Source organism: Roseovarius sp. MBR-79 (assembly GCF_053628555.1).
In genome coordinates this window covers 1-13415 of the sequence record NZ_JBRJGP010000005.1, presented here as the reverse complement: position 1 = coordinate 13415, position 13415 = coordinate 1, and the positions used below count along the sequence as shown (strand labels likewise).

Genomic DNA, 13415 nt, shown 5'->3' with positions numbered 1-13415 from the left:
ACAATGAAAGCCATGCTTGCCGCCTTCGTGGCCTGTGCCGTGATCGCCGCCGCCGCTCCTTGGGCGTTGCGCGAACTGGGCTATACGGTCGAGGCAACCCGCGCGAGCGACGCCGTGCGCCTTGGTGACGGACGGTAATGACGCCCCGCGCCATCGCCAGGGCCGATACGCCGCGCGACGATTACGGTGAAAACCTTGCGCGCGCCGCCGTGCTCATCATCGACGACGAGCCGGGGATGCGCAATTTCCTGATCAAGACGCTGGGGCCGCGCTGTCGCCATGTGGAACAGGCGCGATCGTGCCGCGAGGCGGGCGAAATCCTCGATCAGGCGCATTTCGATCTGCTCATTCTCGACAACATCATGCCCGACAGGACCGGACTTGACTGGCTGGAGGACCAGCGCCGGGTGGGGCTGTTCGCCGAGACGATCCTGATGACCGCCTATGCCGATCTGGAAACGGCGATCAAGGCGTTGAGGGCGGGGGTCACGGATTTCGTGCTCAAGCCGTTTCGCGCCAACCAGATCCTGAACGCGGTGGCGCGCGCGCTCGACCGCAAATATCTGGCGCGCGACAATTACCTGCTGCGCCACGAGTTATCGGGCGGCGGTGGCACGGCGCGCGGGCGGCTGCTGGGGCATTCCCCGGCGCTCCGGCAGGTGCGCGAGATACTGGCGCGCCTCGCGCCGATGCCGACCTCGGTGCTGTTCACGGGCGCAAGCGGCACCGGCAAGGAAGTGGCCGCGCGCACGCTGCACGCGCTTTCCAAGCGGGCGGACAAGCCCTTTGTGGCGGTGAACTGCGCGGCGATCTCGGGCGACCATATTGCCGAAGAGTTGTTCGGCGTGATCGAGGACGGGCGGCGGCGCAAGGATGGGTTGCTGTTCCATGCCGAGGGGGGCACGCTTTTGCTCGACGAGGTGGCGCAACTGCCCGAGACGGTGCAGGCGGCACTTCTGCGCGTGTTGGAGGACCGGCGCATCCGTCCGCTGGGCTCAGAGCGCGAGATGCCGCTCGACCTGCGTTTTCTCTTCGCCACCAACGCCGATCTGGAGGCGGCGGTGCAGGCGGGCCGGTTCCGCGCCGATCTCTATCACCGCATCAACGTGGTCAATGTGGCGATGCCCGCCCTCAAGGATCGCAAGGAGGATATCGGGGAACTGGCCGCGTTCTTCATGAGCGAATTCGCCAAGGTTCTGGGGATGCCCGCGCTGGAGCTCAACGAGCAGGTCCTGTTGAAGCTGAGCCGCTACGACTGGCCCGGCAATGTGCGCGAATTGCGCAATCTGATCGAGCGCTCGGTCATCCTTGGGGGTTTTCCACCGGATTTCGCGGGCGAGGGGCGCGTGACCGGCGTTGAAGCCATCGAGACGCTGGAACTGGTGGAGCAGCGCCACATCATGGCCGTGCTCGATGCCTGCGGCGGCAACCGGGCCGAGGCCGCACGCCGCCTTGGGGTCGCGCGCAAGACGGTGGATCGCAAATGCGCCGCCTGGGGGATCTGAACCGGAGGGCGTGACCCTTGCCCGGGCCATCGGGCCGGTCATGCCGTCACGGAAGCGGCCCGTTCATCCCGCCGGTTGCGGGTCTCGCATCATTGGTTGCAGGTCGCGCGCCTCATCCACATCGCGGAGCGTATCGGTCAGCGCAACGCGGGCCGAGCCGAGACTGCGCAGGGTGTCGGTGCGGGCATGTGGCCCCGACCAGCGCACCCCCTCGAAGAGGCGGGCGGGCACGGCGGCGGTTCGCCTCAGCCCGATGAGCCAGTAGCCGCCATCAGGTGCGGGGCCGATCACCGCATCATGGCCCCCGAGGGAGGCGAAGGCGCGGGCGACATGATGGCGCTCGATGCCCGGAATATCGGCCCCGATGATGCAGACCGGCCCCGGCGGCAGGCTGCGGAACAGGCGCCCCATCCGGTCGCCCAGATCGCCCGCGCCCTGCGGCACGCGGGGCAGATGGGCGGGCCAGACACGGCTTGTCAGCCCGGCGCGGTCGGGGCTGACGGCAAGGATCAGCCGCCAGCGCGGATCCTCGATCCGGCGCAAGAGGCGCGCGACCTGGTGACGGAACCACCACGCCGCGGCGGTCATGCCCAGATCACGCCCCAGCCGCGTCTTGACGCGGCCCGGTCGCGGCTCTTTCACCATCACGACAAGGGTGGCGTGCCTCATGCAAAGAAGTCGCGCAGGATGCGGGCATAAATGGCCTTCAACTGGTGTATCTGCGCCACCTCCACGCGCTCATCCACCTGGTGCATCGTCTGGCCGACAAGGCCGAACTCCACCACCGGGCAGTGATCCTTGACAAAGCGCGCGTCCGACGTGCCCCCCGTGGTCGAGAGCACCGGCGCAATGCCGGTCTCGGCCTCGACCGCGCGGGCGACGAGATCCGAGAGCGCGCCGGGGGGGGTGAGGAAGCTCTCGCCCGAGACCTTGACCGTCAATTCGCCGGTGGTGCCGAAGTCGGTGTTCACGCGGTCTAGCTCGCCCTGCATCCAGGCGATGAGCGACCCGCTGTCATGGGCGTCGTTGAAGCGGATATTGACGGTGGCGCGGGTCTGCGCCGGGATCACGTTGGTGGCGGGGTTGCCGGTGTCGATGGTGACGATGGCAAGCGTCGAAGGGTCGAAATGCGCGGTGCCCTCATCAAGGGGATGCGAGGCCAGCCGGTCCATCAGCCGCGCCATGGCGGGCAGCGGGTTGCAGGCGCGATGCGGATAGGCGGAATGGCCTTGCACCCCGGTCAGCGTGAAAAAGGCCGAGAGCGAGCCGCGCCGCCCGATCTTGATCATCTCGCCCATGCGTGCGGGGCAGGTGGGCTCTCCCACAAGGCAGGCGGTCATGCGCTCGCCTTGCGCGTCCATCCAGTCGAGCAGGGCGGTGGTGCCGTCGGTGGCGTCGCCCTCCTCATCGCCGGTGATGGCGAGGATCACCGCGCCGTCGGGGGGCGTCTGCCGGACGAAATCCACCGCTGCGGCGGCAAAGGCGGCAACGCCGGATTTCATGTCGGTGGCCCCGCGCCCGTAGAGCACGCCGTCACGCTCGACCCCGCCGAAAGGGGGCACGGACCAGGCGCCCGCATCCCCCACCGGGACCACATCGGTATGACCGTTGAAGCCGAAGCTGCGCGCCGCGCCCTTGTCGCCCCAGCGGGCAAAGAGATTGGCGATGCCGCCCCGGTCCACGCGGGTGCAGGCAAAGCCCGCCTCCGACAGAACCCCCTCCAGCAGCCGCAGCGCGCCGCCCTCCTCGGGCGTGACCGAGGGGCAACGGATGAGATCGGCGGTGAGGCGCACAGGGTCGAGCGGGGCGGCGGGCATGGGGCAACCTTTCATCTGATGCGCCTTGGCTAGCGCGGATCGCGGGCGGGTGCAAATGCGGCGGGGCTGCGAATAAACCTTAACGGCGCTGGAAGGGTTTGCTATCATGGCAGGAATAACAAACCCGAGGCAGGGCAAAAGCAATCGCAGGCGGGCCGACGTGATCCGGAAAACCGGACGCGATGGCCCAAGGAACAGAGCGGCAGGCACGCGGGACAACCCGTGCGCGCGGCCCCTTTCCGACAAGGCCCGAGGGCCGACTGTGGCGCTGCCTCACGTAGACGAGGTGGGCAGGCATGGTTGCAGGCGTAGAGATTCCGATCAGCCGAAACGCATCGGCCATGCAGATGGCCGAGACGATATTCGGCGACGGTGTGCAGGTCATCGACGCCTCCTACACGGGTGACCGCGACTCTTCGGGGATTTATACGAACGGCAATGCGATTTCACCCGGCGTGGTGCCGGGCGACACGGGCGTGATGTTCTCGACCGGCGATCTTCGGGGCTTTACCAACAACAACTTCTTCCAGTCGAACCTGAGCACCAGCACCACGACCGATTCCAACGGCCCGAACGGCGTGGCCGATTTCAACGCCGCCGCCGGGGCACCCACCTTCGACGCGGCCTTCCTTGACGTGGATTTCATCCCCACGGGCGATGTCATGACGATGCAGTTCGTCTTTGCCTCGGAGGAGTTTCCCGAATTCGCCGTCGGCGCGTTCCAGGATTTCTTCGGCGTCTGGATCAACGGCACGCAGGTGCCGCTCTCGATCGGCGACGGCGATATCGATCCCAACAATCTGAACGCCGGATCGGCCCCCAACCTCTTTCAGGACAATACCGGCGATCAGTTCAACACCGAGATGGATGGCTTTACCCTGACGCTGACGCTGACCATTCCGGTCAATTCCGGCGAGGTGAATTCCATCCGTATCGGCATCGCCGACGTGACCGATGCGAATTACGATTCGACCGTGCTCATTGCCGCCGACAGCGTGCAGACCACGCTGGTGGCGACGGATGACAGCACGACGCTGTTTCCCGATGGCTCGCGCGTGCTGGACCTGCTGGGCAATGACATCAACAACACTGCGGGCACGCTGACCATCACCCATCTCAACGGGCAGGCGGTGGCGGCGGGCGATATCGTCACGCTCAACTCGGGTCAACAGCTTCAGCTCAATGCCGATGGCACGGTGACGGTGGTCGGTGATGGTGATACCGAAGTGTTCAGCTTCACCTACGGGGTCGCAAGCAGCACGGGCGTGAGCGATGTCGGCTTTGTCACCGTGGATTCGGTGCCCTGTTTCGTGGCCGGAACGCGCATCCGCACGCCCCATGGCGAGGTGGCGGTAGAGGCGCTTCGTCCCGGCGATCTGGTGCTGACCAAGGACGAGGGCGCGCAACCGCTGCGCTGGATCGGCACGCGGCGGGTGGCGGCGACGGGGGCCTTTGCCCCCATCGCCATAGCGCCCGATACATTCGGGCGGCACGGTGCGCTGCGGCTCTCGCCGCTGCACCGGGTTCTGATCCGCGACAGCCTTGCCGAACTTCTGTTCGGTGAGGGCGAGGTTCTGGTCGCGGCGCGCGATCTGGTGAATGACCGCTCGGTGCGACGGATCGAGGGGGGCGAGGTCGACTATGTGCATCTGCTCTTCGACCGGCATCAACTGATCTGGTCCGAGGGTCTTCTGACCGAAAGCTTTCTGCCGGGGCCACAGACCGCGCGCAGCTTCGAGGCCGGGATCGTGGCCGAGATCTGCGCGCTGTTCCCCGAGATCGACCCCGCGACCGGCGCAGGCTACAGCCCCGCCGCGCGGCGCATGTTGCGCCCCTTCGAGGCACGGCTTCTGGCGGGACGGGCGGCCTGAATGGGCTGGATCGCGCTCAGCACGCGAGAGGGGGGGCAGTTCAACGCCGCCGGGCTCGGGTCGGTCGACCCCGGTCCGCTGCCCGGACCCGACGCGCTCCTGCCGCGCGGCACGCTGATGATCGAGACGCGCCCTGCGATCGAGCGGCAACCGCTAACGCTTCTGGCCTTCGGGCGCACGCATCCCTGGGCGGGCAGTTTCTCGCTTCAGCTTTTGCCGTCTGGGGGGATCGTGCTGGTGGAAAATCAGGCGGGCGATCTGCGCCATGCCACCTTGCCGTTTCGCCCCGATGACCGCAGCGAGAGCCTGCGCATCACCTATAGCTGGGACGCGCCCGCGCGCTGGGGGCGGCTCACGCTGGAGCGGCCCGATGTGCTGGGGATGACCTCGGTCACGCTGGCGCCGCCGCACCCGATGCCGCTGGCCGATCTGCGCACCGTGTTCACCGATCCGCGCCAACGGCAGATGGACGGGCAGGTGATCTTTGCCGCGCTTTCCGACGCGGTCGAGCCGGTCGGGCCGATGCCGGGGCTGGGCGGGCTGGTGCCGGTGGGTGTGCCACACGGCTATGTCCATGTCGGAAAACTGCGGCGCGGGGATCTTGTGCGCGGGGCGGGCAGCGCGGCGGTGCCGGTGCTCCAATCCCTGGCCTGCACCGTGCCCGCGCTGGGCAGCTTTGCCCCGGTGCGGCTGCGCGCGCCCTATTTCGGGTTGCGCGCGGATATCATCGTGGCCCCGCATCAGCGACTGGTGATCCGGGGGTCTGACGTGGAATATCTGTTCGGTCAGGAGGCGGTTCTGGTGCCCGCGCGGCATCTGGTCAACGGCTTTTCGGCGGTGCGCGCCGAGGGCGGGCCGCTGGTGTGCTATCACGGGTTGATCCTGCCCGAACATGACGAGATCGAGGTTGCGGGCACGATCACCGAAAGCCTCTATCTGGGACGGATGCGGCGCAAGCCGGAGGTGGTGGCGCGGACGCTTCTCGCGGGCTTCGACCGCGCGCGCCTGCCCGAACATTCCCGGCCTGTCTGGCCGGTGCTGCGGCATTTCGAGGCGATCACGCTGGCGATGGCGCGGGCGGCCTGAGCGCAGGCCACGCGGAATACCCGGAAAAACGGTCGGAATCGGCTTGTTGCCCCGGCACCTGTCCATATATTACCGACAACAAGAGGAAAGGGCCGCCACGCGATGCGCGAGCGGACCCGGAGAACACGACAGGGGGCAGGGCGTGATGGAGACCGTCGCAGGGTTGTTGCCGATCATCGCGGCATTGCCGTTTCTGGGCGCGCTCCTGCCAGGGCTGATGATTCAGGCGGGGCGCAATACCTGTGCCGCCTTTACCGCCTTGCCGACGATCCTTGCGCTGATCTTCCTGCTCATCTGTGCGCCCTCGGTGATGCGCGGCGAGGTGCTGACCTTTGGCATCGAGTGGCTGCCCTCGCTGGGGCTCAACGTCAATTTCATGCTCGACGGGCTGGGGCTTCTGTTTGCGGGCATGATCCTTGGCATCGGCCTGCTGATCATTCTCTATGCGCGGTTTTATCTGTCGCGCGAGGATCCGATGGGTCAGTTCTATACCTATCTGCTCTTGTTCCAGGGGGCGATGGTGGGGATTGTCCTTTCGGACAACATCCTGCTTTTGCTGGTGTTCTGGGAGCTGACATCGCTCTCGTCCTTCCTGCTCATCGGCTACTGGAAACATCTGCCCGAGGGCCGTCAGGGCGCGCGGATGGCGTTGACGGTCACGGGCATGGGCGGCCTTGCGATGATCGCGGGGATGCTGATCCTGGGCAACATCGCCGGAAGCTATGACCTGAGCGTGATCCTGACGCAGAAGGACGCCATTCAGGCCAGCCCGATGTATCTGCCCGCGCTTATCCTGATCCTTCTGGGCTGTTTCACCAAATCGGCGCAGTTCCCGTTCCACTTCTGGCTTCCGCACGCCATGGCCGCGCCCACGCCGGTCTCGGCTTATCTCCATTCGGCCACGATGGTGAAGGCGGGGCTGTTCCTGATGGCGCGGATGTGGCCGGTGCTGGCGGGGACGCCGGAATGGTTCTGGATCGTGGCGACGACGGGCCTGATTACAATGGTGATCGGGGCCAAGATCGCGCTCTTCAAGGACGATCTCAAGGCGCTTCTGGCGTTTTCGACGGTCTCGCATCTGGGCCTTATCACCATGCTTCTGGGCCTTGGCACCAAGGCGGCGGCGATGGTGGCGGTGTTTCACATCATCAACCATGCCACGTTCAAGGCGGCGCTCTTCATGACCGCCGGTATTGTGGATCACGAAGCGCATACCCGTGATATCAAGCGGTTGGGGGGGCTGCGGCACCTGATGCCGATCACCTTTACCATCGCCACGGTGGCGGCGCTGTCGATGGCGGGGATCCCGCCGCTCAACGGGTTCCTGTCCAAGGAAATGATGCTGGAGGAGGTGGCGCATACGCAGTGGTTCGGGCCGCATTGGCTGATGGGGGCGGTGGCCACGCTCGGCGCGCTTTTCTCGGTGGCCTATTCGCTGCGCTATATCGCGCATGTGTTCCTTGGCCCGAAGCGGACCGATTACCCCGCCAAGCCGCATGATCCGGGTTTCGGCATGTGGGCCGCGCCTGCGTTTTTGACCGTGCTGGTGGTGCTGATCGGGCTGATGCCGATGACCTTCGCCGGTGATCTGGTGCGGGTGGCGGCTGCGGCGGTGACCGGGGCGGAGCCTTACGTGAAAATATATCACTGGCACGGGCTGGTGCCCGCCTTCTGGATGTCGGTGGTCGCGGTTCTGGGCGGGCTTTTGCTGCTGGCGCTGCATGGCCCCTCGATGCGGATGTGGAACGCCGTGCCGCGCCCCGAGGCCAAGGTGATGTTCGACGCGGTGACGCGGGGGGCGACCGCGCTCTCGACCGCGCTGACGGACGGGCTGCACAACGGCGCGCTGATGCGCAACGCGGCGGTGTTCAGCGTGGCGGTGCTGGCGGCGGGCTGGCTGGCGTGGCAGGGCGGTGGATTGCGGCCGCCGACGCGCGAGATGATCCCGATCACGCCGGTCCCGGCGATCGGCTGGCTGCTGCTGGTCGTGGCGACCGGGTTGCTGGTGATCTATCACCGCGCGCGCTTCACCGCGCTGGTGCTGATTGGCGTCGTGGGGCTGATGGTGTCGCTGGCATTCGTCTATTTCTCGGCGCCGGATCTGGCGATGACGCAGATCTCGGTGGAGGTGGTGACGATCATCCTGCTGCTTCTGGCGCTCAACTTCCTGCCGCGCGAGACGCCGGTGGAGAGCACGCCGGGGCGGCGCGCGCGCGATGCGGTGATCGCGCTCGCTGGGGGGGCCGCCGTGACGGGGCTGACCTATGCCATTCTGGTGCGCGATTTCGCCGCCGAGAGCATTTCGGCCTTTCACCTCGCCAATTCCTACAAGGGCGGCGGCGGCACCAATGTGGTCAACGTGATCCTTGTGGATTTCCGGGGCTTTGATACCTATGGCGAGATCATCGTGCTGGGCATTGCCGCGCTGGTGATCTTCGCGCTGACCGAGGCGGTGCTGCGCGGTGCCGGCGGGCGGTGGCTTGCGAACTGGGATCAACCGGCGCTGCCCGAGGCGGGTGACCGCCACCCGCTGATGATGGTGGTGGCGACGCGGGTGATGATGCCGATTTCGCTGATGGTGGGGGCCTATATCTTTCTGCGCGGGCATAACGAGCCGGGGGGCGGGTTCATCGCCGGCCTGGTCGTGGCGATTGCGTTCCTCATGCAATACATGGCCTCGGGCTTTGCCTGGGCCGAAGCGCGGCAACGCGTGACCTATCACGCCACCATCGGCATCGGCGTGCTGATCGCCACGGTGACGGGGATCGGTGCCTGGCTTGCCGGGCGGCCGTTCCTCACGTCGGATTACGGTTATCTGCATTTCCCGCCCATCGAGGAGTTTGAATGGGCCACGGCGATGGCGTTCGACGTGGGTGTGTTCCTGACCGTGCTGGGCGCGGTGATGCTGGCGCTTCAGAGCCTGTCGAGCATGGCGCGGCGCGCGGGCGAGACCGTGAACGTGGAACCGATGGATATCGACCCCACGCGCGACGCGGAGGAGGGCAGGTGACATGGAACTCCTGATGGCAAGCGCAATCGGGGTAATGACGGCGGCGGGGCTTTACCTTGTGCTGCGGCTGCGGACATTCCCGGTCATTCTCGGGCTGGCGCTGCTGACCTATGCGGTCAACTATTTCCTCTTTGCCACCGGGCGGCTGGTGGTGAACGCGCCGCCGGTGCTGCGCGACGGGGTCGAGACCTATACCGATCCGTTGCCACAGGCGCTTGTGCTGACGGCGATCGTGATTTCCTTCGGCATGACGGCGGTGGTGGTGATGATGGCGCTTGGGGCCTATCTGACCGCGCGCGACGACGATGTGACCCTGCCGCCCGAGGACAGCACCGAGCGGGAGAGCGGCGCATGAACCACTGGATCGTTGTTCCCGTGCTGTTGCCCGCGATCCTCGCGGCGGTGCTGACGCTGGCGATGCGCTACCATATCGGGTTGCAGCGCGTCTTTTCGGTGGCGGGGTGCGTTGCGTTGCTGGCCGTGGCGCTTGGCCTGCTGATCCATGCCGGGACCGGCGCGGTCGAGGTTTACGAGCTTGGCAACTGGCCCGCGCCCTTCGGCATCGTGCTGGTGCTCGACCGGCTGTCGGCGGTGATGGTGGCGCTGACGGCGGCGCTGGCGCTTGTCGTGCTGCTTTACGCCATCGGCACCGGCTGGGATGCGCGCGGGCGCAATTTTCACCCGCTCTGGCAGTTTCAGCTCATGGGCATTTGCGGTGCGTTTCTCACCGGCGACGCCTTCAACCTCTTCGTGTTCTTCGAGGTGCTGCTGATTGCCTCCTACGGGCTGATGATCCATGCGGGCGGGGCGCGCAGGCTCAAGGCGGGCGTGCAATACGTGATCTACAACCTGCTCGGCTCGACCCTGTTCCTGTTCGCGCTCGGCACGATATATGCGGTCACGGGCACGCTCAACATGGCCGACCTGGCCGAGCGTGCGGCGGAAATACCCACCGATGACAGCGCGCTCTTGCGCGTGGGCGCGATGCTGCTGTTTCTGGTCTTTGCGATCAAGGCCGCGCTGTTGCCGCTGCATTTCTGGCTGCCCAACACCTATGCCGAGGCCCCGGCACCGGTGGCGGCCCTCTTTGCCATCATGACCAAGGTGGGGGCCTATGCGATCCTGCGCTTCTACACGCTGATCTTCGGCCCTGACCTCGACGCGACGGCGGCGCTGATCGACAAGATCCTGCTTTACGGCGCGCTCATGACGCTGGCCGTGGGGATGATCGGGGTCTTGGGCGCGCGGCGGCTGGGGCGGCTGGCGGCCTTTGCCGCCATCGGCTCCATGGGGACGCTCCTCATCGCCATCTCGGGCTTTACCGAGGCATCGACGGCGGCGGCGCTCTATTACGCCATCCATTCGACGCTGGCGGGCGCGCTTCTCTTTCTCGTGGTCGATCTGGTGCGCGAGCGGCGCGGGGCCACGGCGGGTGCGCTGGTGCCGGGGCCGCGTCTGGCGCAGCATGGCATTGTCACCGCGCTCTGGTTCGGGGCGGCCATCGCCACCGCCGGGATGCCGCCGCTCTCGGGCTTCATCGGCAAGCTTCTGGTGCTTGACGCCACGCGCGACATGGCCGAGGTCTGGCTGATCTGGGCGATGATCCTTGGCACCTCGCTGGTGGCGATCCTCGGGATGGCGCAGGCGGGCAGCGTGGTGTTCTGGAAAACCACCGAGAGCACCGAGAGCGTCGAGGGTGCCGAGGCCCCCGCACCGCAGCCCGCCCTGCCGCTGGTGGCCTGTTTCACGCTTCTGGGCGGGATCGTGGCGCTGTCGGCGCTCGCGGGGCCGGTGATGCGCTATCTGGACGCGACGGCGGCGCAGCTCCATGCGCCCGCCGTCTATATTGCCGCCGTTCTGGGTCAGGGCTAGGGAGGAACCGAGATGATGCACAAGATCCTGCCCCATCCCTATCTCACGCTCTTGCTGATCGTGGTCTGGCAGATGCTGGTCAACAAGGTGACACCCGGCAACCTGCTGCTCGGGACGATCCTGGGCGTGCTCATCCCGCTGGTTACGGCACCTTACTGGCCCAACACGCCGCGCCTGCGCTCGGCCCCGCGGATCGTGGAATACGTCCTGCTGGTGCTGTGGGATATCTGCGTGGCCAATGTACAGGTGGCCATGATCATCCTCTTCAAGGCCAATGCAAACACGCGGCCGGCATGGGTGACGATCCCGCTGGACCTGAAAACGCCCGAGGCGATCACCGTGCTTGCGGGCACGATCACAATGACGCCCGGCACGGTGTCGAGCGATCTGTCGGCGGACGGGCGCAGCCTTCTGGTGCATTGCCTCGATGCGCCGGACCCCGAGGCGGTGCGCGACGAGATCAAGGCGCGCTACGAGCGTCGGCTGATGGAGATTTTCGAATGATCGGATATGCCCTCACCTTCGCCTTCGGCTGTTTCGGTCTGGCGCTTTTGCTCAATATCTACCGGATCGTAACCGCGCCCACCGTGGGCGACCGTATCCTCGCGCTCGATACGATGGTGATCAACGCCATCGCACTTCTGGCTCTGTTCGGCATCCTTGAGGGGACGGCGGTCTATTTCGAGGCGTCGATGCTCATTGCCATGACCGGTTTCATCTCCACTGTCTCCTACACGCGCTATCTGCTGCGCGGCGACATCATCGAATAGGGGCGTGCCATGATCGTTGATATCCTCATCTCGGCCAGCCTCGTGATCAGCGGCATCTTCGGTCTCGTGGGTTCCATCGGGATCATCAAGCTGCCCGATCCGATGATGCGCCTGCATGCGCCGACCAAGGCGACGACGCTGGGGGTGGGGGGCGCGCTCATCGCCTCGATGCTCTATTTCGAATTCGTGCTGGGGCGGTTTTCGTTTCACGAGTTGATGATCACGCTGTTTCTGTTCCTGACCGCGCCGATCACCGGGCATTTCATTGCAAAGGTGCATCTGCATCTGGGGCACAAGCCCGAAGACCTGCCGCCCACCGGCTCTGACCGGCCCTGGGCCAGCTATGAGAGTGACGCCGCGCGCGCCGCTGTCGAAACGCCCGAATCGGCGGTGAACGAGGTCGCCCGCAAGGGCGAATGACCCACGCTCAACGGCGCGCGCGCATCGGCAGGACGTGGGTCTTGTGGCCGGTGAGCACGGCAAGCGCCTCTGCGCGCATGAGGCCGGTCAGGGCAGCATCCTCGCAACTCAGCCCGCCGGTATAGGTGCCATAGGCGGGCAGGATCACCCGGTCGCTGTCGATCAGAAAGGCCGGGCGGCTGATCGACTGGCCGCGCAGCGCAAGCCGCATCTTGGGGTGGTAATGCCCGGATATCTCTCCCGATTGCCCCGGCCTTGCGATGTGGCGAAACGTCAGCGGCGGTTCGGGCAGTTCGGCCAGATGCGCGCCGCCAAGGGCCACCGGGCCGGGATCGTGATTGCCCTCGATCCAGACCCAGCGGCGGCCCGCCTGCAATTTCGCGATCCAGAGCCGTTCGGCCTCGGGCAGGGCGCGGGCGGCTAGCGTGTCGTCGAAACTGTCGCCGAGGCAGATCACCGTGGCCGCGCCCGTGCGGCGCAGGTCCGATTCGAACCGGGTCAGCGTGTCGCGCGTCTCGTAGGGGGGCAGGGGCGGCTCTCCGGCGCGCGCGCGGCGCAGCGCCTTGCCGAGATGCAGGTCCGAGACGCATAGAAGATTGCGCGCCTCCCAATAGAGCGCGCCCGAGGGCAGGGCCGTGAGCGTGGCGCCCGCAAGGGTGAATGCATGGCCGTCCATGGCCCTTTCGTGGCCCGTCACGGGGCGATTGGCAAGAGGCGGCTCATGATGCCGGGGTTATGGGGGGGCGGATCGCAACTGGCCTGAAGGGGACGTTGACGGCAAAGCCCCCTTGCGCGGAATCGAGGCGCGCCTTGGCGCGCCGCCGCGCATCGCCGGGCCGCCCCCCGGCACGGCGATTTGGCTGCAACCAGCGCCATGCCATGAGGTTTTTCGGATTTGGCACGATAAAGTGCTGCCAAACGAACGTTGGATCGCCGCACCGCGGCCCGCCGATGCGCGGCTCCCCCAACGTCCCCTTCAGGCCGATTGTGTGGAAAAACTAACGTTTGCGAGCGCAGAAATGGCTGTTCCAAATGCGGCGCGAGCGCCTTTCCTGTCAGGCTTT

13 protein-coding genes are annotated in these 13415 nt (G+C 66.3%); 10 read left to right on the top strand and 3 right to left on the bottom strand.

All coding sequences use genetic code 11. The annotated features are described in order from the left end of the window. Window positions 1-3 precede the first annotated feature (3 nt). Window positions 4-138 (top strand): hypothetical protein, encoded by a 135-nt coding sequence (locus ACSSV8_RS06300; protein WP_354538371.1) that lies wholly within the window; start codon window positions 4-6, stop codon window positions 136-138. Beyond that, window positions 138-1505, top strand: coding sequence for a sigma-54-dependent transcriptional regulator (locus ACSSV8_RS06295; protein WP_454281877.1), 1368 nt, complete (start codon window positions 138-140; stop codon window positions 1503-1505). Before ACSSV8_RS06300 ends, ACSSV8_RS06295 begins: the two co-directional genes overlap by 1 nt. Window positions 1506-1568: 63 nt before the next feature. Here ACSSV8_RS06295 and ACSSV8_RS06290 read toward each other — a convergent pair whose 3' ends face one another. Then, the gene (locus ACSSV8_RS06290) at window positions 1569-2174 is read right to left on the bottom strand and encodes a TIGR04282 family arsenosugar biosynthesis glycosyltransferase (protein ID WP_454281876.1); all 606 of its coding nucleotides are present in this window, start codon (window positions 2172-2174) and stop codon (window positions 1569-1571) included. After that, a complete protein-coding gene (gene dapE, locus ACSSV8_RS06285; RefSeq protein ID WP_454282002.1) occupies window positions 2171-3322 on the bottom strand; it encodes a succinyl-diaminopimelate desuccinylase in 1152 nt (383 codons plus the stop codon). The genes ACSSV8_RS06290 and dapE overlap by 4 nt, the downstream gene beginning before the upstream one ends. A 296-nt stretch (window positions 3323-3618) precedes the next feature. On the opposite strand from dapE, the gene ACSSV8_RS06280 reads away from it, so the two are divergent. The 8 genes from ACSSV8_RS06280 to ACSSV8_RS06245 all read left to right on the top strand — a co-directional run bounded on the left by ACSSV8_RS06280 (window position 3619) and on the right by ACSSV8_RS06245 (window position 12351). Continuing rightward, entirely contained in the window at window positions 3619-5193 is a 1575-nt protein-coding gene (locus ACSSV8_RS06280) for a Hint domain-containing protein (protein WP_454281875.1), read from the top strand. Beyond that, window positions 5194-6279 (top strand): Hint domain-containing protein, encoded by a 1086-nt coding sequence (locus tag ACSSV8_RS06275; protein WP_454281874.1) that lies wholly within the window; start codon window positions 5194-5196, stop codon window positions 6277-6279. A gap of 145 nt (window positions 6280-6424) precedes the next feature. Next, window positions 6425-9289 (top strand): monovalent cation/H+ antiporter subunit A, encoded by a 2865-nt coding sequence (locus ACSSV8_RS06270; RefSeq protein WP_454282001.1) that lies wholly within the window; start codon window positions 6425-6427, stop codon window positions 9287-9289. Between the two features lies 1 nt (window position 9290). Next, entirely contained in the window at window positions 9291-9644 is a 354-nt protein-coding gene (locus tag ACSSV8_RS06265; RefSeq protein ID WP_454281873.1) for a Na+/H+ antiporter subunit C, read from the top strand. Beyond that, complete coding sequence (locus ACSSV8_RS06260) at window positions 9641-11161, top strand: monovalent cation/H+ antiporter subunit D (RefSeq protein ID WP_454281872.1); 1521 nt, start codon at window positions 9641-9643, stop codon at window positions 11159-11161. The genes ACSSV8_RS06265 and ACSSV8_RS06260 overlap by 4 nt, the downstream gene beginning before the upstream one ends. A gap of 12 nt (window positions 11162-11173) precedes the next feature. Beyond that, on the top strand, window positions 11174-11665 hold the full coding sequence (locus ACSSV8_RS06255) for a Na+/H+ antiporter subunit E (RefSeq protein WP_454281871.1): 492 nt from the start codon (window positions 11174-11176) through the stop codon (window positions 11663-11665). Next, window positions 11662-11931: a K+/H+ antiporter subunit F gene (locus tag ACSSV8_RS06250; RefSeq protein WP_454281870.1), complete on the top strand. Its 270-nt coding sequence runs from the start codon at window positions 11662-11664 to the stop codon at window positions 11929-11931. The genes ACSSV8_RS06255 and ACSSV8_RS06250 overlap by 4 nt, the downstream gene beginning before the upstream one ends. Window positions 11932-11940: 9 nt before the next feature. Next, window positions 11941-12351, top strand: a complete 411-nt coding sequence (locus ACSSV8_RS06245; RefSeq protein WP_354538361.1) for a Na+/H+ antiporter subunit G — start codon at window positions 11941-11943, stop codon at window positions 12349-12351. Between the two features lie 7 nt (window positions 12352-12358). Here the strand turns inward: ACSSV8_RS06245 and pdeM are convergent, their stop codons facing one another. Then, the gene (gene pdeM / locus ACSSV8_RS06240) at window positions 12359-13027 is read right to left on the bottom strand and encodes a ligase-associated DNA damage response endonuclease PdeM (protein WP_454281869.1); all 669 of its coding nucleotides are present in this window, start codon (window positions 13025-13027) and stop codon (window positions 12359-12361) included. Between the last annotated feature and the right edge of the window lie 388 nt (window positions 13028-13415).